Annotated in this window: 22 protein-coding genes; 10 read left to right on the top strand and 12 right to left on the bottom strand. The window is 74.7% G+C overall.

Annotated elements, in window-relative coordinates; translation table 11 throughout:
• Positions 1–56: 56 nt before the first annotated feature.
• The 3 genes from ACFV04_RS07570 (at position 57) to ACFV04_RS07560 (ending at position 1,994) form a co-directional block, all read left to right on the top strand.
• Positions 57–362 (top strand): hypothetical protein, encoded by a 306-nt coding sequence (locus ACFV04_RS07570; protein WP_380527469.1) that lies wholly within the window; start codon positions 57–59, stop codon positions 360–362.
• Entirely contained in the window at positions 341–1,282 is a 942-nt protein-coding gene (locus ACFV04_RS07565; RefSeq protein ID WP_380527467.1) for a hypothetical protein, read from the top strand. The genes ACFV04_RS07570 and ACFV04_RS07565 overlap by 22 nt, the downstream gene beginning before the upstream one ends.
• An 88-nt stretch (positions 1,283–1,370) precedes the next feature.
• A complete protein-coding gene (locus ACFV04_RS07560) occupies positions 1,371–1,994 on the top strand; it encodes a DUF4328 domain-containing protein (RefSeq protein WP_380527465.1) in 624 nt (207 codons plus the stop codon).
• Between the two features lie 39 nt (positions 1,995–2,033).
• On the opposite strand, the gene ACFV04_RS07555 is transcribed toward ACFV04_RS07560, so the two are convergent.
• The 6 genes from ACFV04_RS07555 to ACFV04_RS07530 form a co-directional block, all read right to left on the bottom strand.
• The gene (locus ACFV04_RS07555) at positions 2,034–3,167 is read right to left on the bottom strand and encodes an FAD-dependent monooxygenase (protein ID WP_380527463.1); all 1,134 of its coding nucleotides are present in this window, start codon (positions 3,165–3,167) and stop codon (positions 2,034–2,036) included.
• Between the two features lie 102 nt (positions 3,168–3,269).
• Positions 3,270–3,917, bottom strand: coding sequence for an ATP/GTP-binding protein (locus ACFV04_RS07550; RefSeq protein ID WP_380527461.1), 648 nt, complete (start codon positions 3,915–3,917; stop codon positions 3,270–3,272).
• A gap of 2 nt (positions 3,918–3,919) precedes the next feature.
• Complete coding sequence (locus tag ACFV04_RS07545) at positions 3,920–4,399, bottom strand: DUF742 domain-containing protein (RefSeq protein ID WP_380336471.1); 480 nt, start codon at positions 4,397–4,399, stop codon at positions 3,920–3,922.
• Positions 4,400–4,404: 5 nt separating this feature from the next.
• Complete coding sequence (locus ACFV04_RS07540) at positions 4,405–4,860, bottom strand: roadblock/LC7 domain-containing protein (RefSeq protein WP_380336474.1); 456 nt, start codon at positions 4,858–4,860, stop codon at positions 4,405–4,407.
• Positions 4,860–7,913, bottom strand: coding sequence for a nitrate- and nitrite sensing domain-containing protein (locus ACFV04_RS07535; RefSeq protein ID WP_380527457.1), 3,054 nt, complete (start codon positions 7,911–7,913; stop codon positions 4,860–4,862). Before ACFV04_RS07535 ends, ACFV04_RS07540 begins: the two co-directional genes overlap by 1 nt.
• A gap of 945 nt (positions 7,914–8,858) precedes the next feature.
• The gene (locus ACFV04_RS07530) at positions 8,859–9,542 is read right to left on the bottom strand and encodes a FadR/GntR family transcriptional regulator (protein WP_380336478.1); all 684 of its coding nucleotides are present in this window, start codon (positions 9,540–9,542) and stop codon (positions 8,859–8,861) included.
• Between the two features lie 180 nt (positions 9,543–9,722).
• Here ACFV04_RS07530 and ACFV04_RS07525 point away from each other — a divergent pair, with 180 nt between their 5' ends.
• The 3 genes from ACFV04_RS07525 to ACFV04_RS07515 all read left to right on the top strand — a co-directional run bounded on the left by ACFV04_RS07525 (position 9,723) and on the right by ACFV04_RS07515 (position 12,821).
• Positions 9,723–11,510: a 2-isopropylmalate synthase gene (locus ACFV04_RS07525; RefSeq protein WP_380527455.1), complete on the top strand. Its 1,788-nt coding sequence runs from the start codon at positions 9,723–9,725 to the stop codon at positions 11,508–11,510.
• 147 nt (positions 11,511–11,657) lie between these two features.
• Positions 11,658–12,143: a YbaK/EbsC family protein gene (locus ACFV04_RS07520; RefSeq protein ID WP_380527454.1), complete on the top strand. Its 486-nt coding sequence runs from the start codon at positions 11,658–11,660 to the stop codon at positions 12,141–12,143.
• A 162-nt stretch (positions 12,144–12,305) separates the two neighbouring features.
• A complete protein-coding gene (locus tag ACFV04_RS07515; RefSeq protein WP_380527452.1) occupies positions 12,306–12,821 on the top strand; it encodes a hypothetical protein in 516 nt (171 codons plus the stop codon).
• 7 nt (positions 12,822–12,828) lie between these two features.
• Here the strand turns inward: ACFV04_RS07515 and ACFV04_RS07510 are convergent, their stop codons facing one another.
• Positions 12,829–13,617 carry a hypothetical protein gene (locus ACFV04_RS07510; RefSeq protein ID WP_380336488.1) on the bottom strand — a complete coding sequence of 263 codons (789 nt, stop codon included), beginning with the start codon at positions 13,615–13,617 and terminating at the stop codon, positions 12,829–12,831.
• Between the two features lie 242 nt (positions 13,618–13,859).
• Positions 13,860–15,467 (bottom strand): Na+/H+ antiporter, encoded by a 1,608-nt coding sequence (locus ACFV04_RS07505; protein WP_380527449.1) that lies wholly within the window; start codon positions 15,465–15,467, stop codon positions 13,860–13,862.
• A 49-nt stretch (positions 15,468–15,516) separates the two neighbouring features.
• Here ACFV04_RS07505 and ACFV04_RS07500 point away from each other — a divergent pair, with 49 nt between their 5' ends.
• The 3 genes from ACFV04_RS07500 to ACFV04_RS07490 all read left to right on the top strand — a co-directional run bounded on the left by ACFV04_RS07500 (position 15,517) and on the right by ACFV04_RS07490 (position 18,374).
• Positions 15,517–15,786 (top strand): UBP-type zinc finger domain-containing protein, encoded by a 270-nt coding sequence (locus ACFV04_RS07500; protein WP_380336493.1) that lies wholly within the window; start codon positions 15,517–15,519, stop codon positions 15,784–15,786.
• Positions 15,787–16,167: 381 nt separating this feature from the next.
• Entirely contained in the window at positions 16,168–16,461 is a 294-nt protein-coding gene (locus ACFV04_RS07495; protein ID WP_380527447.1) for a hypothetical protein, read from the top strand.
• Between the two features lie 128 nt (positions 16,462–16,589).
• Entirely contained in the window at positions 16,590–18,374 is a 1,785-nt protein-coding gene (locus tag ACFV04_RS07490; RefSeq protein ID WP_380527445.1) for an acyl-CoA dehydrogenase, read from the top strand.
• A gap of 72 nt (positions 18,375–18,446) precedes the next feature.
• On the opposite strand, the gene ACFV04_RS07485 is transcribed toward ACFV04_RS07490, so the two are convergent.
• Positions 18,447–19,253: a nucleotidyltransferase domain-containing protein gene (locus ACFV04_RS07485; protein WP_380527443.1), complete on the bottom strand. Its 807-nt coding sequence runs from the start codon at positions 19,251–19,253 to the stop codon at positions 18,447–18,449.
• 173 nt (positions 19,254–19,426) lie between these two features.
• On the opposite strand from ACFV04_RS07485, the gene ACFV04_RS07480 reads away from it, so the two are divergent.
• The gene (locus tag ACFV04_RS07480) at positions 19,427–20,644 is read left to right on the top strand and encodes a glycosyltransferase (protein WP_380527442.1); all 1,218 of its coding nucleotides are present in this window, start codon (positions 19,427–19,429) and stop codon (positions 20,642–20,644) included.
• 78 nt (positions 20,645–20,722) lie between these two features.
• Here the strand turns inward: ACFV04_RS07480 and ACFV04_RS07475 are convergent, their stop codons facing one another.
• The 3 genes from ACFV04_RS07475 to ACFV04_RS07465 all read right to left on the bottom strand — a co-directional run bounded on the left by ACFV04_RS07475 (position 20,723) and on the right by ACFV04_RS07465 (position 22,762).
• On the bottom strand, positions 20,723–21,190 hold the full coding sequence (locus ACFV04_RS07475) for a hypothetical protein (RefSeq protein ID WP_380527439.1): 468 nt from the start codon (positions 21,188–21,190) through the stop codon (positions 20,723–20,725).
• A gap of 139 nt (positions 21,191–21,329) precedes the next feature.
• Positions 21,330–22,232 carry a hypothetical protein gene (locus ACFV04_RS07470; RefSeq protein WP_380527437.1) on the bottom strand — a complete coding sequence of 301 codons (903 nt, stop codon included), beginning with the start codon at positions 22,230–22,232 and terminating at the stop codon, positions 21,330–21,332.
• Positions 22,229–22,762: a SigE family RNA polymerase sigma factor gene (locus ACFV04_RS07465; RefSeq protein ID WP_380336510.1), complete on the bottom strand. Its 534-nt coding sequence runs from the start codon at positions 22,760–22,762 to the stop codon at positions 22,229–22,231. The genes ACFV04_RS07470 and ACFV04_RS07465 overlap by 4 nt, the downstream gene beginning before the upstream one ends.
• Between the last annotated feature and the right edge of the window lie 197 nt (positions 22,763–22,959).

The following is a 22,959-nucleotide window of genomic DNA, read 5'->3' as shown; positions in this document are numbered from 1 at the left end:
ACGAACTCCAGGCATTCCACTCACGCTGTCGGGGGAGAGCCTGGGGGTGAGCCGAGGTGTCGTCGTGTCTGCGGATCATTGCCCGGCTGGTCACCGCGCTGGCGGTCACGGCCGCCTACGTCGCGCTGCAGCTGGCGATCGACGTGGGCATCGACGGGGCGGGCGGACGTGAGGGGTCCGGCCTCGAAGCCGCGGTCGCCCGGTGGCTCGCGGTGGCGGCCCTGGTCCTGGCCTGGCCGGCCCTGTGGCTGCGGCACCGTCGGCGGTCGGGGCCCCGCAACTCGTGGGCCTCGTCAGCCGGTTCGCCCCGCTCCGGCCGCGGTGGAACAGGACGCTGCGGGTGGCCAACAGCATCGGTCTGATGCTGTTCGGGGCCGGGACCTTCGCCGTCACCACGTCGGATCGGCGGGGCCACACCATGCCCATGGAGTCGCAGTTCCTCCTGATGTTCGGCGGCTTGGCGGCCACCGGGGCCGGTCTCCTGATCCTGCGTCGCACCCGCCCGTACGCGGGGCGCCCGGCGGCCCGGGCGCTGCTGCGGGACGGCCGGGAACCCGTGCTCTACCTGCGCAGTTTCGAGGACGACGAGATCGCCGCCCAGATCGAGGACGGCGCGGACTTCAACATCTACACGCGGGAGGAGCAGTTCGTCGGCGGGCTCGGGGTCTTCGGTCCCGTGATCACGGTCGGGCAGCCCGCGGAGCCCCTGCCGCGCCTCGGCGCCGCACGCTTCTACCTGCCGCCGGACGACTGGAAGCCGACGGGTGCTGCGGCTGATGGACCTGTCCCAGCTCATCGTCCTGCGCCTGGGGCAGGGGGACGGGCTGTGGTGGGAGGTCGAGCAGGTGCGGGCCACCCAGCCGGCCGGGAAGCTGGTCCTGCTCGCGCCGGTGGCCCGTCCGACCTGATGGCCCGGTTGAACGACCACCTGCCGACCCCGGTGCCGCTCCGGGAGCAGGGGCCGGACGAGCACTGGGTCTCCGCCGTCGTCGTCTTCGACGAGTCCTGGACGCCCCGGGTGTTCCCGGTGGGGCTCCGCCGCACGGGGTGGCGGTCCTGGATGCGGAGCTCGGGCCTCGGGGTGGTGGAGACGCCCACGCAGCACGTGGCCCGCGCGGCGCAGGCCGCCCTGGCGTCGGTGGGACGCCGCCGCCGGACGATGCTCTGGAGGACCCGGCTCTCCTCGCAGTTGACCGCTCTGACCGGTCTCGGACTCGCGGTCGCGCTGGCCCTGGCGGGCTGGCTCGGCTACCGGGCCGCGCAGTTGATCGCACTCTGGTGAACACGAACTCTGGGGGAAACATGGAGCATCCGCACCGAGCGGTCCCGCCCGCGAATGCCGACGGGGCCGAACCGGGCCGTACCGGGCCGTGACCGGCCTGAGCGTGGCCGTGACGGTCCTGGTCCTGCCGGCGCTGCTGTACAGCGTCCTGCTCACGGTGGCCGACTGGCGCGTCTACCTGGTCGTCGAGCACCTCCTGGCGGGCACGGCGACGATCGAGGAGGCCCAGGCCGCCGCCGACTTCTCAAGCTTCTTCTCGTGGTGGAAGGGCCTGCTGGTCATCCTCGCTGCCGGCGTGGTGTTCCTGTGCTGGCTGTGGCGGGCGAGGATCAACGCCGAGTCGCTGGGCGGGCCGGGCAGCCAGCGCCGGGTCAGGGGGTGGACGGTCGGCTCCTGGATGACCCCGGTGGCGAACCTGTGGATCCCGCACGTGATCGTGACGGACGTCTGGAAGGCCAGCGCGCCCCGGCGGTCGGCCCCCGGCGCGCTCCTCGCCGTTTGCTGGGGGGCGTGGGTGATCGGCTGGTACGTCGGCCAGAGCTACACGTACCTGGCGATGAAGGACTCGCTGACGGAGGACGAGCTGCGCCGCGCCGTGTACCTCTCCACCGTCTCCACCGTGCTCTACGTGCTCGCCGGTGTGCTGATCCTCTACACCGTCCACCGGATCAGCACCTGGCGGACGCAGCGGCGCCCCGCACCGACCGGCTGAGCCGGCCGGAACGGGGCGCCCGGGCGCGCGGTCATGGCGTCAGTACGGTTGGACGAGGACGTGCGCGGCGCCCGGGATGCCGACCTTCAGCAGCTCGTCCTCCTCCGCCGACGTCGGCGTGCCGGTCTCCTGCTTGAGGACCGCCCGGGACAGGGCCTGGACCCACATGGCGCGTGGGCGGCGGCGCGCCTCCCAGGCGGCCAGGGCGGCCGGGACGGTGTCGTGGGCGTCCAGGCTCAGGGCGAGCACCAGCGCGTCCTCCACGGCCATCGCGGCGCCCTGGGCCAGGTGCGGGGTGGAGGCGTGGGCGGCGTCGCCCGCGAGGACGATCCGGCCGACGTGCCACGGCTCCTCGACGGTGACCTGGGAGATCCGTGTGTGGACCACGGCGGCCGGGTCGGTGACCTGCGCCAGCGCCTCGGCGATCGGGCCGCCGAAGCCGGCCAGGCGCTCGCGCAGCTGCTCGTGGGCGCGCTCCGGGTCCGGGCGGAAGTCCTCGGCCTCGGCGAACACCGAGCCCAGGTACATCAGTTCCTCGCTGATCGGGGTCAGCAACGCCTTCGCCGCGGTGTTGCCGGCGGACATCACCACGCCCCGCACCTCGGGCGAACGCGGCAGCGTCACGCGCCAGTTGGCGAAGCCGGTGTACTCGGGCGCGTACGCCTCGCCGTACAGGTGCCGGCGCAGCGGCGAGCCGATGCCGTCGAAGCCGACGACCAGGTCGTAGCGGCCGGCGTGCCCGTCGGTGAGCGTGACGTCGACGCCCTCGCCGTCGTCGGTGACCGAGGCGATGGTGGTGCCGAAGCGCAGGGCGGCGCCGGCGGCGGTGGCCGCGTCGGCGAGGACGCGGGCGAGCGCGGGGCGCGGTATGCCGTTGTTGGACGGGGCGTCGTCCATCCGGGGCTGCGGGATCTCGGCGAGGGTGGCGCCGGCCGGGTCGCAGATGGTCAGCACCTCCCACGCGAAGCCGACGGCCAGGCAGTCGTCCAGGACGCCGATCTCGCGCATCACGTGCAGGGCGTTGGAGGGCTGGATGATGCCGACGCCGAGCGCCTCCGGCTGCTCGCGCAGCTCGGCGACGTCGACGTGGTGGCCGCGCTTCGCGAGGGCGGTGGCGAGGGTGAGGCCGCCGATGCCGCCGCCGTGGACGAGGACGCGCAGGGGTGTGGTCATGGTGTGGTGCTCCCAGAGAAGTGAGGTTCAGCCGGGGGACGGGTGCGGCCGAAGGGGGTCAGCCGGTTGGGGGTCGGCCGGTGGGTTGCGGCCGAAGGGGCGTCAGCCGGCGGGGGAGACGGCGGCGAGTTCCATCAGGTGGTCGACCAGGGCGAGCAGCAGGTCCCGGCCGAAGGTGCGCTCGCGCACGTCGCCGAGCAGCATCGGCACCTGCGGGTCGAGGTCGAGCGCGGCCCGGATCTCGTCGGGGGTGCGGGTGTTGGTGTTGTGGAAGCAGTTGATCGCGACCACGAACGGGATGCCCCGGCTCTCGAAGAAGTCGATGGAGGCGAAGCTGGTCTCCAGCCGGCGGGTGTCGGCGATGACGATCCCGCCGAGGGCGCCGTTGACCAGGTCGTTCCACATGAACCAGAAGCGTTCCTGGCCGGGCGTGCCGAACAGGTAGACCACCAGCTCGGGGCTGACGGTGATCCGGCCGAAGTCGAGGGCGACGGTCGTGGTGTCCTTCTGGTCGACGCCGGAGAGGTCGTCGACGCCGATGCTGGCCCGGGTCAGGTACTCCTCGGTGCGCAGCGGGGTCACCTCGCTGACGGAGCCGACCAGGGTGGTCTTGCCGACGCCGAAGCCGCCCGCGATCAGGATCTTGACGGCGGCCGGGGCGGCGGCGGGGGCGGCGGCGGGGGCGGCGGTGTGGGTGGCGGTGGGGTGGGTGGCGGTGGGGTCGCCGATGGCGGAGTGGGGTGTTGCCATGTTCAGAGTCTCCGGAGTCCTTCGCGTACGGCCGTGAGCAGGCCGAGGTCCACGCCCCCGGCGGCCCGGGCCACCGACAGCGGCGCCCGGGCCTTCAGCAGGCCCTGGGCGACCAGGTCGCCCAGCAGGATCTTGGTGACCGAGACCGGGAGGTCCAGGCCGGCCGACACCTCGGCGACGGCCGCCGGACGACGGCAGCGGTCGAGGATCAGGCGGTGCTCGGGCTGGAGGCCGCGGGCACCGGCGCGGCTGCCCCGCGCCAGGGCCTTGGCGGCCTCCTCCTCGACCGTGGTGAGCACGGTGATGAGGGTGAGGTCGTCCCGCTCGGGCGCGGTGCGGCCGCGGGTGATCGTGTACGGGCGGACCATGCTGCCCGTCTCGTCCTCCGCGTCCTCCTCCAGCTCGCTCCAGTGCGGCACCGCGTCGCGCCGCCGGCCGTCGTCGCGGCCGGCCCCCCAGGCGTCGTTCCCGTACGGGCCCACCTGCGTCAGCCCCGGTTCCGGGCGGCGAAGACGTCGAACGAGGCGGGGGCGGCGGGCGCGGCCTCGGCGCGGGCCGGGGTGGTGAGCTTCTGGCCGACCTGCTGCACCAGGGTGTGCATCGCCACGGACATCACCTCGGCGTCCACCTCCTGGGAGGCGACCACGGCCAGGTGGGTGCCCTGGGCGGCGGCGATGATGAACAGCCAGCACTCGGCGAGCTCGACGATCACCTGGTGCACCGGCCCGCCGTCGAACAGCACCCCGACCCCGCGGGCCAGGCTCTGCTGGCCGGTGGCGACGGCGGCCAGGCGCTCGGCGTCGGCCCGCTCGATGGTGCGGGAGTGGCTGACGACGAGGCCGTCGTCGGAGAGCAGGACGGCGTTCCTGGTCCCGGGCACCGAGTCGACGAGTCCGTCCAGCAGCCAGTCCAGGTCCTGGTGGGTGGCGATCGTGCGGTTCATCACTGGTCATCCGTTCGTGTGGTTCGGGGGTCCGCGGCGGGCAGGGCCCAGGGGGAGGGGCCGGACGGGGGAGCCGGGGGACCGGAGGGGGCGGGGGGAGCCGGCCGGGTGAGGGCTGCGGGTAGCCGGTGCTCGCCGCTGTCCTGGGCCCGGGCGGCCCGGGACTGTCGTTGGAAGGCGCCGATCGCCGCACCCGATCGCCGCACCGGGCGCTCGGCGCGCTGGAACGGGCTCGCGGGGGGCGGCACGGCGCCCTCGGCGGTGCCCGCGCCGACGACGTCGCCGACACCCTCGCGGGCGCCCGCGCCGGCTCCCGTGGCAGGGCCCTCGGCGGGGCGCTCGACCCACTGCGAGCCGGCCGGCGGGGGCACCCGCAGCTCGGCGGCCAGGCTGGCCTGCCGCACGCGCTGCGGCAGCGGCGGCTGCCCGCCCTCGGCCGGGCTGTACGGGACCGAGGTGGGGTACTCGCGGGTGCCGCGCCGCTCGGCCAGCCGGTAGTGATCGGCCGGGCGGTACTGCTCGTCGGCGTACGGCGCCTCGGCCTCGGTGACCCGGGCGTAGGCGATGTCCGGGTAGGCCGGGGTCTCGCGAGCGGGCGCCGGCTCGGCCGGGGAGCTGTGCTCGATCGGCTGCTCGGGCCGCACCGGCTCCTCGGACGGGAAGGGCTGCTGCTGCGCGGGCTGCTGCGCGGACACCGACGGCAACGGCGGGTGGGCGTCCTGGACCGGTGCCGGCAGGTACGGGGCCTCCTGGACCGGTGCCGGCAGGTACGGGGCCTCCTGCGCCGGGACGGGCGGGAGGACCTCGTGCGCCGGAGTCTCCTGGAACGGTGCCACGGGGGAGGGCGCCTCCGGGAACGGGGCCACCGGGAACGGCACCTCGGGGAACGACGATTCCGGGGAGGGTGACTGCGCGAACGGCGATTCCTGGAACGGTGATTCCGGGAACGGGGCGTCCGGGAACGGGGCGTCCGGGACCTCCGGCGGCAGCTGCGCTACCAGCGGCAGCGGCACCGGCGCCGCCTGCGGGCCGAAGTCGCCCTGCCCGAAGGACTCCACCGGCGCGACCGGCGGTCCGGCCGGCGCCTGGACGGGCACGTCGTCCGAGGCCGACCGCACCGCCCGGCGCGAGCGCCGGACCAGCGGGATCGGCTCGGCCGTCGCGCCGACGACGCCGACGCCGCCGTCCGGCAGGCCGGCATCACCGTCGATGACCAGCTCGTCCGGAACGAGCACGACGACCCGGGTGCCGCCGAAGGCCGACGGGCGGAACTCGACCTTCAGCCCGTGCAGCGAGGCGAGGCGGGCCACCACGTGGAAGCCGAGGCGGATGTCGTCGGCCCGGGCCAGCACGTCCGTCCGCGGCGGACGGCTCATCAGCTCGTTCGCCGCGTCGTACTGCTCCGGGTCCATGCCGAGACCGCGGTCCTCGATCTCGATCGCGAGCCCGCGGCCGACGATGGCCGCCCGGACCTCCACCGGCGTGGGCGGCTTGGAGAAGGTGGTGGCGTTCTCCATCAGCTCGGCGAGCACGTGGGCGACCGGGCCGACCGCCCGCTCGGACAGCCACGGGTGGCCCTCCACGTCGAGCATGATCCGGCGGTAGTCCTGCACCTCGCCCTGCGCGGCGCGCAGCACGTCCAGCAGCGGGACCGGCTTGCGCCAGCGCCGCTGCGGCTGGCCGCCGGCCATGATGACGAGGTTCTCCTCGTAGCGGCGCAGCCGGGCGGTGAGGTGGTCGAGGTCGAACAGGCCCTCCAGGACCTCCGGGTCCTCGTGCCTGCGCTCCAGCTCGTCCAGCTTGCGCAGCTGGCGGCCGATCAACAGCTGGGTGCGGCGGGCGATGCGCTGCAGCAGCCGCTCGAAGCCGCGGTGCTGCTCGGCCTGGCCGACGGCGGCCGCCAGGGCGGAGGAGCGGGCCAGGTTGAGCGCCTGGCCGAGCCGGGCCAGCTCGTCGGTGCCGTTGCCGTGCGGGCCCTCGGTGATGGTGCGGGCCTCGGCCTCGACGTCCACTTGCTCGCCGCGGCCGAGGCGCTCGACCACCTCGGGCAGGGTGCGCTGCATCTCCTCGGCCTGGGTGTGCAGTTCCTTGATCCGGCGGCGCAGCGAGCGGCTGAGCCGCCAGGAGGCGATGACCACCGCGATGACCGTGATCAGGCCGACGACGGTGGTCAGTACGACCCGGGTCAGCAGGTGCAGGATGGCGCCCTTGCCGACCTCGACGATGCCGCTGGTGCGGGTCTCGATCGCCTTGATCAGCGCGGGGTTGACCTGGTCGAGCGCCTGGCGCCACTGGTCCTGGGCGGCGGGCAGCTTGACGGTGCCGTTGGCGTCGGCGGCGGTCGGCCTGGTCAGCTGCTGCTCGACGGCGGCCTTGGCCTGCCAGGCCGGACTGTTCATCAGGTCGTGCCAGGCGGGCGCCTCGCCGTCCGGGACGTACGGGACGACCTGCACGGTGAGCAGGTGGTCCTGCGCGCCGATGGCCTGCTGCACCGCCTGGTAGTCGGCGGTGCTGAGCCGGCCGGCGGGCCAGCCGCGGGCCAGGATGGCGTCCTCCCGGGCCAGCATCTCCTTCGCCCAGAAGGCGTTCACGAGGGTCTTGGAGATCCAGGTGACCTCGCCGGTGTCCACGTGGCTGAGCGCGGTGAACAGCCGCAGGTCGACCGCGATCAGGTCGGTGTAGTAGGCGTAGACGGTCTGCTGGTCGACCGCGCCGCGGTCCACGGCGGCGCGCTGCTCGGCCAGCTTGCCCATGGCCTGGCGGGCCTCGGCGACGGCGCTGCGCACCTCGTCGGGCGCGCTGTCGGCGGTCTCGCCGGACAGGGCCTGGAACTGGCGCACCGCGTCGTCGGTCGCCTGCCGCTGGCGGCGCAACTGGTCGGTGCCGGCGCCGGGCCGGGCGAGGGCCTCGGCGCTGAGCCGGCGCTCCTCCTGGAGGTTGTAGTAGACGATGTTCGACGGCTGGCCGGCCTTCTGGGCCAGGAGGCCCTGGGCGGCCTGCCGCTGGAAGTCGAAGACGGTCTCGCCGCTGGTGACCGCCCAGAGGGCGACCAAGGCGAGGCTGGGGACGACGGCCAGGACGAGAAGCGCCGTCCGCAGGGACAGGCGTGGACGCCTGCGGGGGCCCTTCGGCGTCGGGGGCCGCCGATTCGCACGCGCGCGCAGAGCAGACTCCTTGGGGCTGGCGGCCGGCCGGTGAGGGGCGGGCCGTCCGGGCACGGGCTTTTTGACGAAGCGATACTAGTCATACCGTGTGATTGGAGTGAAAGCCCGTTCGCTGTCTGAGCGGTGCTTGCACACGCATCCGACACAATGTCATTCAGTCATTGACTGTACGTATGCGGAGCAGGCCGATCCGGACTTGCTTGACACAGTGTCAACGACGCGCGCAGCCGGTGGATGGCCGCCGTGTGAAAACTGTGTGACGCCGAGGCCGGGCCCCGTTCGTCCGTCCCGATCGTTCGGTCGGGGGCAGGACGCTGCCGCACCGAGGCGCGCGACTGACGGATCGTCCGCAGCAGCTCGTCCCGGTGCTTCGCCGACTTCAGCCAGGCCGACAACCGCTCCATCAGACTCGACGGCCCGGGGGTCGCCGAGCGTTCACGCAGCCCGGCGGCGACGTGACCCTCCAGCGGATCGAGACGGGCCGGGTAGTCCGCCCACGGCACCCGGCCGCCGCGGCAGTCGTCCGCAGCAGCCGGCCGCCGGCCGGAGCGGCAGGCGGACGTACGCATCGACGGCGGCGCCGAAGGCCGGCATTCCTGGCGCTCGTCCCGGGCGTGCCTGCAGCCGCCGCAGGCCGGGTAGTGGCCATGACCTCGCCGGCGAGGTCATGGACCGTGCTGCCGGGGTCGGTGAAGCGGTGGGGCGGTGGGGCGGTGAAGCGGTGGGGCGGGGTGGCGGTCGGGATGGTCGTGGTGCGGGGTGGCCGGGGAGTTCGGGGCGTCCCGGATGTCCGGGGAGGTCGCGGCGTCCGGCCCGCTCGGGTGCGCGTCGGGTTCAGTCCGCCAGGAGGCGGGAGCGGGTGGCCTCCAGCTCCGCGGCCAGCACCCGGCCGGCGGCCTCCGGGTCGCCGTCGCGGACGGCGCGGACCAGGGCGGCGTGCGAGTCGTAGCCCTGGTTCGGGTCCTCGGCGCGGATGTCGAACAGGCCGACCAGGGTGACCAGTTGCTCGCGCAGCACCGGGGCGAACTGGGCGAAGAGGTCATCCAGCACGGGGTTGTGGGCGGCCGCCACGACGGCGGTGTGCAGGGCGATGTCGGCGTCGACGAAGGCGGTGTCGTCCGCCCCGCCCGCCGCGTGGCGGGCCGCCAGGGCCGCGTCCAGGGCGACGAGGTCCGCCTCCCTGCGGCGGGCGGCGGCGAGGCGGGCGGCCTGCACCTCGACCATCGTCCGCACCTCGTAGACGTGCGCGAGTTCGGCACGGCGCAGCCGGGCGGGCCAGTCCTCGGCGGGGCGGTCGGCGGTGACGAACACCCCGGAGCCCTGGCGGCTCTGCACCATCCCGGCCGCGGCGAGCGTGCGCAGCGCCTCCCGGACCGTCGAGCGGCCGACGCCCAGCTCCTTGGCCAGCGCCACCTCGCCCGGCAGCTTCCCGCCCACCGGCCACTGGCCGGCCCGGATCTGCTCCTCGATCCGCGTGGCGGCCTGTTCGGCGAGGGGGGAGGGGCGGAGCGGCGTCATCGGGCTCACCTGTCAGGTTGTCTGAGGACTTGTGTCGTGGTTACCCTACCCGGCATGCAGCCCTGGATCCTCCCCGCGGGGGGCCTTCTCCTTGGTGGCCGCAGCGGGGCATGACCGGACCGGCACCCCGCTGCGGGGCGCCGTCCTGCCGGTCACCGGTACGCGTCATGAGGAACCCGCATGATCTTCCCGACCCTGCACGCCCCCGCCGGGCCCGTCCCGGCCGACGCCCCCGCCTGGAACCCGCAGCGCGGCGGCGCCATGCCCTCCCACCGCTACCGCCCCGCCCACGAACGGGTCCACGTGCCCGCCCTGATGCGGCGCTGGCCCGGCCGGCGCATCGAGCGGGCGCCGCTGTGGGTGCCCGTCGACCTGCGGGACGGCAACCAGGCGCTCGCCGAACCGATGGACCCGGCACGCAAGCAGCGGATGTTCGACCTCCTCCTGGCCATGGGCTTCAAGGAGATCGAGGTCGGCTACCCCTCCGCCAGCCGGGCCGACTTCGACTTCGTCCGGCAACTGGCCACCACCCCCGGCGCCGTCCCCGACGACGTCACGGTCGTCGTCTTCACCGCGGCCCGGGCCGACCTGATCGAGCGCACCTTCGAAGCCGTGGCCGGCCTGCCGCGCGTCGTCGTCCACCTCTACACCGCGACCGCGCCGCTGTGGCGGGACGTCGTCCTCGGCAAGGAACGGGCGGAGCTGCGGTCGCTCATCACCGCAGCCGCCACGCAGATGGCCCGGCTGGGGGAGGGACGCGACGGCCTGCGCTTCCAGTTCTCGCCCGAGGTGTTCAACCTGACCGAGCCCGACTACGTCCTGGAGGTGTGCAACGCGCTGACCCGGCTGTGGGACGCGAGCCCCGACCGGCCCGTCACCCACAACCTGCCGGCGACGGTCGAGACCGCGACACCCAACGTCTACGCCGACCAGATCGAGTACATGGACCGGCACCTGGAACGGCGGGACGCGGTGATCCTCTCCGTCCACCCGCACAACGACCGGGGCACGGGCGTCGCCTGCGCCGAACTCGCCGTGCTCGCCGGCGCGCAGCGGATCGAGGGCTGCCTGTTCGGCAACGGCGAGCGCACCGGGAACGTCGACCTGGTCACCCTGGCGCTCAACCTGCACACCCAGGGCGTCGACCCGATGCTCGACCTGTCCGACATCGACGAGGTCCGGCGCACCGTCGAGCACTGCAACCGGCTGCCCGTCCACGAGCGCCACCCCTACGCCGGGGACCTGGTGCACACCGCCTTCTCCGGCACCCACCAGGACGCCATCAGGAAGGGGTTCGCGCGGCACGCCCGGACCGCCGTCGAACTCGGCGTCCCCGAACGGGAGGCGCCCTGGTCCGTTCCGTACCTGCCGATCGACCCGGCCGACCTGGGCCGGGACTACGAGGCGGTGATCCGGGTCAACAGCCAGTCCGGCAAGGGCGGGATCGCCTACCTGCTGCAGACCGGGGAAGGCCTGGAGCTGCCCCGGCGGCTGCAGATCGACTTCGCGCGGATCGTCCAGCGGGCGACGGACGACAGCGGGCGGGAAGTGACGGGCGAGGAACTGTACGGGCTGTTCCGGGCGGAGTACCTGGACGAGGGATCCTCGCGGACCTGGCGGGTGGGTGACGACTGGGCCGAGGTCGACGGGCGGCGGGGCACCGGCGCCGGGCCGCTGGACGCGGTCGCGGACGCGGTCGGGGCGGAGATCCTCTCCTTCAGCGAGCACGCGGTGGGCTCCGGGCCGGACGCGGTGGCGTACGTCGAGGCACGGGTCGCCGGCCGGGTGGTGTGGGGCGCCGGACGGGACGCGTCCGTCCTCACCGCGGGCGTACGGGCGGTGCTGAGCGCGGCGGGACGGGCCGCCGGTGCCGGTGCCGGTGCCGGCGCAGGTGCAGGTGCCGGTGTTGGTGCTCGCGCTGCCGGGGGACGGGCGGCCATGAGCGGGGCTCATGGGGTGACCTCATGAGGAAGCCTCATGGGCGGGCGCTCGTGGAAGCCCATGAGCGGGGCTCATGGGCCCGGGGTATGAACCGCACTCATGGCAGGCGCCATGAGCGGGGCTCATGGGCGCGGGGCATGAACGGCGCTCATGAGCGAAAGGCATGATGACCCGATGACGTCCTCCTCCCTCCCCGCCCGAAGCCTGGCGGTCGCCCAGGCGCTGGCAGCCGCCGGTGTCGCCGGTGAGATCGTCGTCCTGCCCGACTCCGCCCGTACGGCAGCCGAGGCAGCGGCGGCCCTCGGTTGCGAGGTCGGGGCCATCGCCAACAGCCTGGTGTTCCTCTGCGACGGCGAGCCGCTGCTGGTGATGACCAGCGGCGCCCACCGCGTCGACACCGACTACCTGGCCGAACAGTTGGGCTCGGGCCGGATCACCCGGGCGGGCGCCGACCGGGTCCGCGAGGCCACCGGTCAGGCCATCGGCGGCGTCGCCCCCACCGGCCACCCCGCCCCGCTGCGCACGGTGGTCGACACCGCCCTGCAGCGGTACGAGGTGCTGTGGACGGCCGCCGGGCACCCGCACACCGTCGTCCCGATGTCCTACGCGGAACTGCTGCGGGTGACGGACGGAACCCCGTCCGCCGTGACGGTGGACTGACCGCGGACCCGACCCGCCCCCGGAGTGCGATCCGGTCAGTGAGTCGGTCAGCGGGCCGGTGAGTGGGCCGGTGAGTGGGCCGGACCGCGGTCGGTACGGCGGCCCGGACAGCAGCCCGTCGTACGCGGCGGGCTGCTGTCCCGCACGGGGGATACTGACGCGATGCTGTTGACGTACATCGCCGAGCCGGCGGACGAGCCGCTGGACCTCGAACCGGACGACCGCCGGGTGGAGTGGGAGACCAACACCCGGTGGCTGAGCGCCGAGGCCGAGGACCGGCGGGCGTCGACGGTCGCCGAGGTGGTCGCCGCCTTCGAGCGGACGGCCCTGCTGCTCCGGGCCCGGGTCGGCGCGCTGGGCCACACCGGCCCGGCGACGTTCTACGTCCGGCACGACGACCGGGCCGGGCAACTGCGCTGCTCCACCGGCTCGGTGGGGCCGGAGGAGCTGCCGTTCGGCGGCGCGTACGTTCCGGTCGACGACCTCGCGCCGATCGTCGCCGACTTCCTGGCGGACGAGGAGCCCGGCCTGGTTTGGCTGACGGACGGCGACGGCGACGGCGCCCCGTGCGGCGAGAACAGCGAGAACAGCGAGAACAGCGAGAACAGCGAGAACGGCGAGGGCCCGGAGTTTCCGCCCTTCCCCGTCCGGGTCCGCAGCGTCGCGGCGGCCGGGTGAGCCGGACTCAGGCCGGGTAGACGAGCGAGCCCAGCGGTGGGCACGGGACGAGCAGGGTGGAGAGTCCCGGCCGTTCGACGAACGCCCTTGCCGCGGCTGCCTGTTCGCGCCGGGTGTCCAGGACGTCGGCGTGCCAGGCGTCGTGGCGGGCGCCGGGGTAGTCCCAGGTGTCGTCGATGAGGCTGAGGCTGGTGTTGCCGGAGCTGCGGCTGACGTCCGCGTTCCAGGCGGCCCGGCGGAGCGCGGTCTGCACCGCGGTGAGTTCGAGGCGGGCGCACAGGATGCCGGGGGTGTCGGGCACCCGGGTCGGCAGCGGGGCCTGCGGGAGGAGGGACACGCCGGTGTCGCGGCGGCCGATGTTGTCGACGCTCGCCTGGGTGGCCTCCTGGGACATGATCACCACTTCCCGGTGCAGCCACTGGAGTTCGTCCAGGTCCGCCATGGTGATCCGCATCCGCTGGTACGCCCCGCGGAAGCGGGGATCGGCGTGGTGCGGCAGCAGGGCGGGCGCGTGCAGCTCCAGGCAGTCGTTGTAACCGGCCGTCACCGCGGCGTCGAGGTGGTGCAGCGCCTGGTCGACCTGCCGGTGCTTGAGCGCCAGGCCGGTGAGGCCCGAGTACCCGGAGGCGACCAGCCAGCCGGCGTCGGGGCCGAGGGCCAGGGCACGCCCGATGACGTCCCGGAAGCCCGCGACGTTGCCCGCGTCCTGCCCGGGGGCGCCCGCGGCCGGACTGCTCATGCTCGCCACCAGCAGGTCGTGGACGCGGGCGGCGAGCGAGCTGACGGTGTCGACCATGGATGTCCTCGGAGCTCGGTGGAGAACGGGAAGGCGGGGCATGCCGATGGGGCGGCCGGCACGTCCGGGAGGAGCGCGGCGGCACGGTCGGGACGACGCTAACGCCTGTGGGGCGTCCGGCGGTAGGCGTACGGGAGGTCCCGCACCGGCCCCCGCTCCGGCCTCCTGTCCCGGCCCCCGCGCACCCCAGCCCCGGCCCGGGCCCCCGCTCGTGTCCTGCCCGGGCCCCCGCTCGGCCCCGGTCAGTCCTCCGCGTGCTCCAGCAGGGCCTCCTCGAAGTCCAGCCGCCGCACCAACCGGCGCAGCAGTTCGTCGTCCACCCGGCCCGCGTCGCGCTGGGCGACCAGGGCCACGCGCTCCGCGTCGAGGGTCTCGCGGGCGAGCCGGCGGTACGCGGCGTCGACGGATTCGCCGGTCTCCTCGTGGACGGGTGAGCCCATCCGCTCCCACACGCCGTTGCGGCGGCGCTCCATCATCCGGCGCAGCCGGGTCTCCATCGCCTCCGGGACGCGGTTGCGCGGGTCCTCCAGCAGGTCGTCCAGGCGGGCTTCGGCCGCCTCGGAGGCCTCGTACTGGGCCTGGGCCTCGCGCAGCGTCTCGGTGGCCCGGTCCGGGGCCGGCAGCGGCAGGTGCCGCACCAGGGCGGGCAGGGTCAGTCCCTGGACCAGCAGGGTGCCGATCACCAGGGCGAAGACCAGGAACAGCACCAGGTCGCGTTCGGGGAAAGGGGCGCCGTCGTGCGTCGTCTCGGGGATGGAGAAGGCGACCGCCAGCGAGACCACCCCGCGCATGCCGGCCCAGGCGAGCACGACCGGGCGGGTCCACGCCGGACGGCCCTCCCGCTCCCGCACGCGCCGGCTCAGCATGCCCGGCAGGTACGCGGCGGGCCAGGCCCAGGCGAAGCGCAGCCCGATCAGCGCGAGCAGCAGCACCGTCGTCCAGAGTGCCAGCTGCCCGGCCGAGTAGCCGTGCAACTGGCGCACCACCACCGGAAGTTGCAGTCCGATCAGGGCGAAGGCCGCAGACTCCAGGATGAACGAGACCATGCGCCAGACCGCCTCCTCCTGCAGTCGCAGGGCGAAGTCGACACAGTTGGCGTAGTGGCCGAGGTAGAGGCCCACCAGCACGACCGCGATCACCCCCGAGGCGTGGAACGCCTCCGCCACCGCGTACGCCGCGAACGGCACCAGCAGCGAGAAGGTGTTGGCCAGCAGCGGATCGCCGAGCCGCACCCGCAGCTGCTGCAGCGGCCACATCAGCACCAGTCCCACCGCGGTGCCGCCCAGCGCCGCCAGCAGGAACTCGCCCACCGCGGTGCCGAAGGAGAAGCCCTCGCCGACCGCCGCCGCGACCGCGACCCGGTAGGCCGTGATCGCCGTCGCGTCGTTCACCAGGCTCTCGCCCTGCAGGATCGAGACGAGCTGCGCGGGCAGCCCCACCCGCCGGGCGATCGCGGTCGCCGCCACCGCGTCGGGCGGGGCGATCACCGCGCCGAGGACGAAGGCCACCGCCACCGGCAGCCCCGGGACGAGCGCGTGCGCCACCAGCCCCATCGTCACCGTGCAGAACAGCACGTAGCCGACGGAGTAGAGGGTCACGGCCCGCAGATTGGCCCGCAGGCTGGTGTACGAGGCGTCCTGGGCGGCCGTGTACAGCAACGGCGGCAGCACCAGCGGCAGCACGATCTCCGGGTCGAGCGAGTAGTCGGGCACGCCGGGCAGCTCCGAGGCGAGCAGGCCCGCCACCACCAGGAGCAGCGGTGCGGACAACCGGTACCGGCGGGCCGCGCCCGCGACCGTGGCACTGCCCGCCACCAGGAGGAACAGGGCGTTGGAGCCGATCATGGACATAGCGACACAGAACCATACGGGCCGGGCACGGCCCCGTACCCTGGAAGCCATGTCCCCCTCCCGTCCCTGCACCCACCTCGCGGAGCTGCCCAGCCCCGAGCCGGCGCCGCTCACCACCGGCTGCCCGCACTGCGAGCAGCTCGGACAGCGCTCCGTCGCCCTGCGCCTGTGCCTGCACTGCGGCTTCGTCGGCTGCTGCGAGTCCACGCCCGGCTACTGGTCCGCCGACCATCACCGGCGGACCGGGCACGCGGTGATCCGCAGCTTCGAGCCGGGGGAGAGCTGGCGCTGGTGCTTCGAGGACCGGCGACTGGTCTGACCCGCTCCCCGACCCGGACAAGTCCCCGGGCCCCGACCCGGACCGGCCCCGCGCCCGAGCAGGACGGGCCGGACGAGCAGGACGAGCAGGACGAACAAAACGATCAGCCGGAGCCGGACGGCCCGGCGCGGCGGCAATCCGGTGGCCGCCGGCCGATAGGGCGGGTCAGGATGCGGGCATGGACGCCGCATTCACCCTGGCCTGGCAGCGAGCTGCCGGGCTGGTCGCCCCCGAGGATCTGCCGATGGCCGCCGCCCACCTGCCGGCCGCGGGTGGGGATTCGCCCGCGCTGCGGGACCTGGCCGGGCGCGGCGGCGCCGAGCCCGGTGCCGAACTCGTGGCGCTGCTCCGGGAGTCGATGGACGAGCTCGGCGCGTCCCGGTGCCCGACGACGACCTCGCCGAGCGCTGCCTGCTGCGCCACACGGCGGCCCGGCCGGCGGCAGGGGAGATCGCCCCGGAGGATGCCGTCGGCACGGTCCGGAACGGGATCGGGGAGAACGCCGACGAGGTGGAGTGGCGGTTCGCGGCGGCGGTGACCCGGTCGTGCTGCCGGGACTGCCTCGGAGCGTGGGAGGAGGAGGCGTTCCGGGGGTGGGAGCGGGAGATGGCGGCGACGGCCGCGGAGCTGGTGGCCGCCGACGGCAATCCGCTCACCGCCTCGTGGCGGCGCTGAAGGACCGTCACGCGACGGGTCCGTGGGGAGTGGGAGATCGGCCGGGCCGACCTCCCGCTCCCCACCACCCCCGGTGATCTTGATCACAGGGCCGTAACCTCCGCCCTTCCCGATCCTTGATCGCTTACATGACAGCGATAACCGCCGAACTCTCCCGCCTCCTCTACGGCCCCGACCGCGAACACGTGCACGGGCCCTGGCGCCGACTCGCCGCGGACCCCGCCATGCACCGTCGCCCCGAGACCCCGGAGGCCGAGCAGATCGCCGCCTCCTACCGGCGGTTGAAGCACCTCAACGCGCACACCGACCCGGCCGCGCTCGCCGCCGACCCGCGGCTGCTCGCCGCCCTGCACGAGTGGACCGCCGTGGTCGACGGCGGCCTCACCGTCCTCGCCGGCATCCACTACAACCTCTTCCTCGGCACCCTGCTCGACCACGACCCGACACCCAAGCGCCCCCTCGACGAGTACCTCCGGATGGACCGGACCGGCACCTTCCTGTGCACCGAACTCGGCCACGGCAACGACGCCGCGGCCCTGGAGACCGTCGTCGACTACGACCGCACCGACCGCAGTCTCACCCTGCACACGCCCGGCCCGTCCGCCCGGAAGTTCATGCCGAACACCGGGCCGGCCGGCGGCCCCAAGTCCGCGGTGGTCGCCGCCCGGCTGCGCGTCGACGGGCGCGACCACGGGATCCTCCTCGTCCTCGCCCCGCTCACCGGCGACGACGGCCGCCCGCTGCCCGGCATCACCGTCGACCCGCTGCCGCAGCGCCCCGGCAGCCCCGTCGACCACTGCCTCACGTCCTTCGACCGGGTCCGCCTGCCCTACGAGGCGCTGCTCACCGGCGCCCACGGCCGGCTCGCCGACGACGGCACGCTCACCAGCGCGCTCGGCAGCAAGCGGAAACGATTCCTTGCCGCGATCGGCCGGGTCACCACCGGCAAGCTGTGCATGAGCGCCGCCGCGGCCGGTGCCGCGCGGGCCGTGCTCGCCACCGCCGTCCGGTACGCGCAGCACCGGGAGGTCACCGGGGCCCGGCCGGACCGGCGCATCCCGGTCTGGGCCCACCGCACCCACCACGGGCCGCTGCTGGAGGGCCTGGCCACCGTGTACGCGATGACCGCCCTGCACCGCGCCGCCGTGGACCGCTGGGCCGGGCGCGACCCGGCCGACCCCGAGGAGTCCGCCGCCGCCGAACGGCAGGTGGCCGTCACCAAGGGCTGGGTCACCTGGCGGGCCCGCGACCTGATCATCGAGGCTCGTGAACGCTGCGGCGCCCAGGGGCTGTTGCCCGTCAACGGGATCACCGCCTACGCGGCGGACATCGAGGGCACCATCACCGCCGAGGGCGACAACCTCGCGCTCTGGGCCAAGGCGGCGGCCGAACTCATGCTGGAGCCCGAGCCCCCGGCGGCCGCCCCGGTCACGGGCGGCCTCGACGATCCGGCGGTCCGTCAGGACCTGCTCCGGGCCGCTGCCAGGCTGCGGCTGGCCCGCGCCCGGACCCTCCTGCGCGGGGCACCCGCCGGGGACGGCCTGCGGCGGTGGAACGCGGCGGCGCCCGAGGCCCTGGCCGCCGTCACCGCCCGGGCCGAACACGACGCGGCCGACGCCCTGCTCGCCTGGGCCGACGCCGCGCGGGACGACACCGTCCGCGCGCTCCTGCTGGACCTGCACCGGCTGTTCACCCTGCGCCGGATCGACGCGCACGGCACGCTCCTGTTCGGTGCCGGGGAGCTGACGCCGGAGCGGGCGGCGGACCTGCACCGCCTGCAGGAACGATCCGTCGCGCGGCTGGCCGAGCACCCGCTCGCGCTGGTGGACGCCTTCGACCTGCCCGACGCCTTCTACGACCGTCGGCCGATCACCGGGCCCGCCTACCAGGAGGCCTTCGGCCCGACGGCCTGAGTCCGGCTCGGCGTTCCACCTCGGCGTTCCGGCTCAGTGCTCCAACTCGGCGTTCCAACCCTGCGTTCCGGCTCAGCGTTCCAGGGCGGCGACGGTCTCCCCGGTCAGCTCCCGCGCCCGGGCGACCGTCCCCGACAGCACCCCGGCCGTGCCGCCCGGCGCGGCCAGCAGGGCCCGCATGCGCGGGCCGAAGTCCGTCGGCGCGGCGGGGAGCCGCTCGGCGACGGCCAGGGCGCCCTTCTCGTTCAGGCACCAGCGGCGGTCGTGGGCGTGGAGCGCCTGCACCAGGACCCCGAACGCCCGGGACAGGCAGAGCGACACGTACAGGCCGTCCGCGCGGGCCGCGCCCTTCGCGGCGACGTCGAGCAGGAACCCCGCTTCCCACGCCACGGCCGTCAGGGCCGCGCGCAGCGGCTCGGGGTAGTCGGCGGTCCGCCGCTTCAGTTCCGCCAGCCTGCCCGTCGGGTCGGCCAGCACCTGCCCGCAGGCCACCTCGCCGGCGTAGCAGGGCGACCAGAACCCCAGCGGGTGGCCGGGCTGCACGCCCACCTCGTAGCGGCCCACGCGGCAGTCCGCCCACACCCGTTCGACGCGGTCCAGGTCGCGCAGGATCCAGTCCACGGCGACCCCGTCGACCCGCAGCCACGCACCGCCGTTCACCCACGGCCCCCACCCGCCCGGTCCGGCCACCTCCACCCCGGGCCCGGCGAGCGCCCGCAGCGCCGCCAGGTCGAGGCCGTCGCCCCGGTAGTACACCCCGAGGTCCCAGTCCGACGCCGGACCGTGCTCGCCCCTTGCCCGGCTTCCCCCGAGCATCACTCCCACCACGCCCGGTACCGCGGTCAGTTGCCCGGCCATGTCCTCGATGATCGCCCGCATGGAAGGAGTCTGACAGACCGTCCGGAGCGGGCCCCGGGGCGGCCGGGGAGGTGCACCCCACTCCCCGCCACCCTCAACCTACAACGCACGGGGGGACTTGCCGCAAGGCCCCGGTCGTGCCGCAGAATCACCGACTCGAAGCCAGGACCAGGGACATACGGGAGAGTCACGACGTGCGAGTGGTGTTGTCGACGTACGGGTCGCGCGGGGATGTCGAGCCGCTGGCCGGGCTGGCGGTGCACCTGCGCGCGCTGGGTGCGCGGGTGCGGGTGTGCGCGCCGCCGGACGAGGAGTTCGCGGCCCGGCTGGCCGAGGCGGGTGTGGAGGTGGTGCCGGTCGGGCAGTCGGTGCGCTCACTGGTGACCGGGCCGCGCCCGGCGCCGACGGACTTCCCCCGGCGGGCCGCCGCGCTGGTCGAGCAGTTCCACGAGGCGGTCCTCGCGGCAGCCGAACCCGGCGGCGCGGTGGTGGCGACCGGACTGTTCCCGGCCGTCGCCGGCGCGCAGGCGGCAGCCGAGAAGCTGGGCGCGCACTTCGCGTACGTCGCCCTGCAGCCGACCATGCTGCCCTCCCCGCACCACCCGCCGTTCGAGTACCCGATGCGGCCCTACCCGGCGGAGGTGACCGACAACCGGGAGCTGTGGGCGCTGAACGTCGAGGCCATGAACGCGCTGTTCGGCGAAGCGGTCAACGGCCACCGGGCGGCCGTCGGACTGCCGGTGGCCGAGAACGTCCGCGACCACGTCTTCACCGACCGGCCGTGGCTGGCCACCGACCCGACCCTCGGCCCCTGGCTGCTCCCGGCCGACCGCGAGGTCGTGCACACCGGCGCGTGGATCCTGCCGGACGACCGCCCGTTGCCCGCCGACCTGGAGGCCTTCCTGACGGCCGGTGAGGCACCGGTGTACGTCGGCTTCGGCAGCATGCCGCTGGCCGACGCGGCGGCCACCGCCCGGGCGGCCGTCGACGCCGTCCGCGCACAGGGCCGCCGGGTCCTGCTCGGACGCGGCTGGGCCCGGCTGGCCGAGGCCGACGGCGCGGTCGACTGCTTCGCCGTCGACGAGGTCAACCAGCAGGCGCTGTTCCCCCGGGTCGCCGCCGTCGTCCACCACGGCGGCGCGGGCACCACCACCACGGCTGCCCGGGCCGGCGTGCCCCAGGTCCTGGTGCCGCAGATCGTCGACCAGCCGTACTGGGCCGCCCGGGTCGCCGCGTTGGGCATCGGCGTCGCCCACGACGGCCCGACCCCGACGGCCGACTCCCTGTCCGCCGCCCTCCGGCAGGCCCTGACGCCCGGCATCGCCGAGCGGGCCGCGGCCGTCGCGGGCGGGATCCGTGACGACGGGGCGGCGGTGGCAGCGAAGCTGCTGTTGGAGGCCGCCGCCGGCTGACGACCACCGGTGGACCACCGCGGGAGTGGGACGTCGGTCCTGCCGACTTCCCACTCCCGAAGGCTCGCCGCCGGACTGCTACCGGCCCGCCGGTCCCGCCGCCGTCCGGTCCCCGCGAGGCACCCCGCGAGGCACTCTGCGCAGCACACCGTGAGGCACGCCGCGCCGGTCGTCGCGAAGGGCCGCGCGCAGGGCGAGGTGGGCCAGCCAGGCCAGCCCGAGGGCGAAGGGCGCGGCGGTGTCCTCGGGCGGGCCCGGGACCGCGGTGCAGACCGCGGTGACCAGCAGCGGCACCCACGGCCGGAGCAGCAGGTGCCGGGCGAGCGCGCTCCCCGCCTGCGGAACGAGCCCCGCCGCGAACGGGACGAGCAGCCCGGCCACCGCGAGCGGGACGGTGGGGCCGGCGTGCTTCACCGCCTCGAACACCGCGAAGGCGAGCAGGAAGAGCCCCAGCGAGCCCCACCCCCACCGGCCCGCCGCCGTCCTCGTCGACACCGCGACCGCATCCGCGTCCGCGCCGGAACCCGCATCCCCCTGAACCGTCATCCGTCCAGGAGACCACGCGGAAGGGCTCGCGCGCCGGGCGCCCCGAGGATCCGGTCACCGGGCCCGGCGGTCAAGGGACCTGCCCGGTCACGAAGTCGGCCCGGTCAGGAATCCGACCCGGTGACGAAACCCGGCTCGGTCAGGAAGCCGGCTCGGTCAGGAACTTGGCGTCGCGGTCCTGTAGCCGGTTGCCGGCCTTGTCGTAGAACTCCCAGGACGTCGCCCGTACGGTCCCCGGGCGTGCCACCACCATGCGGCGGGTGGGGGAGTCCCCGACGGTGACGGCCTCGGGCTCGGTGCTCGTGCCGTCCGCCCAGTGCACCACCACCCGGCCGACGTCGGGGCCCAGGGAGATGACGACCACGTCCACCGGGGGCACGATGCCGTCCTTGCTGCTGCGGCCGAACAGGCCGCCGCTGAAGTCGGCCGCGCTGCGCGGGTCGAGCTTGCCCGGGGCCGGGGTGTCACCCGCCGAGTCGTGGCCGAGGCGGACCCCGTCCACGACGAAGTACGTGTCGATGACATCCGAGTCGGCCTGCCAGTACTGGGCGACGTACTCCGGGGTCGGCTTGGCGATGTTCGAGTCGAAGGGCGCGCGCTCCTGCCACACCGCCAGCGCCTGCTCGTACGCCCGGTCCTTCGGCGCCAGCGGCCAGAGCGCCTGCCAGATCTCCCAGGTCTTGCCGTTGGCGACGCCCTGCCCCAGCCGCACCCGGACCGGGGTGAACGGGTCGCGCGTCCCGGGGGCGGCGGTGGTCGCCGGAGCGGCGGCCGGTCCGACGGCGACCGGACCGCTGCCGGCGGCGACGGCGGCGCCCGTGGCCGCCGGGTCCGGGCGCAGCTGGGTCAGCGCCCCGCCCGACAGGGCCACCACCGAGGCCAGTGCCACCGCGCCGACCATCGTGCGGCGGCGGTTCCGCAGCCGGCGGCCGCCCGCCACGATGTCCGCGACCGGTGCCGGACCGACCTTCGCGCCGGCCGCCGCCTCCGCGAGGCCGAGCCCGACCCACAGGTCCTTGTCGCCGTCCACGTGCGCGCTCATACCGTTCCTCCGATGTGTGTCGTGTCCTTGAGTCCCACCAGTTCGGTGACCTGCCGCAGCCGCGCGATGCCCTTCGCCGCGTGGCTGCGCACCGCACCCGCCGAGCAGCCCATGGCCGCCGCGGTCTGGCTGTCGCTCAGGTCCTCCCAGTGCCGCAGCACCACGGCCTCCCGCTGGCGCGGCGGCAGGGTGGCGAGCGCGGCCAGCAGCGCCCCGCGCTGGTCGGACCGGGCGTACCCGTCCTCCACCGCCGCGGCGTCCGGCACCGTGTCCACCAGCAGCTCCGGCGGCCGGCGCCGCCAGCGGCGGGCGTGCTGGTTGACCAGGATCCGCCGCACGTAGGCGTACGGATCGTCCGCGCGGCGGACCTTCGACCAGGCCGCGCAGGCCTTCTCCGCTGCGGACTGCACGAGGTCCTCCGCCGCGTACTGCTCCCCGGCCAGCAGGTACGCCGTTCGCACCAGACGTGGCCAGACCGCGACGACGAACGCCTGGAACTCCTCGTCCCGCCCGCTCTTCGTGTCTCCCATGAGCACCTCCTCACCCGCTCAGAGCCCGTGCGCGGCCGGAAGCGCTTACTTCCGTCCCGGGTCCGTTCATCCGGTGCTACGGCCGGGCGGGCCGCCGGGGCTCGGTGAGGTGCGGCGGGAACGGCGGACCCGCGCCGGGAGGGGGGCGAGGTGCGGCGGGCCGGTGAACCGCGGTGCGCCCGAAATCGCTTGGCGAT

The organism is Kitasatospora sp. NPDC059599 (assembly GCF_042735125.1).
Taxonomy (GTDB): Bacteria; Actinomycetota; Actinomycetes; order Streptomycetales; family Streptomycetaceae; genus Kitasatospora.
Note: the sequence above shows the minus strand (reverse complement) of the source record. Positions and strands in the feature narration are given on the sequence as shown.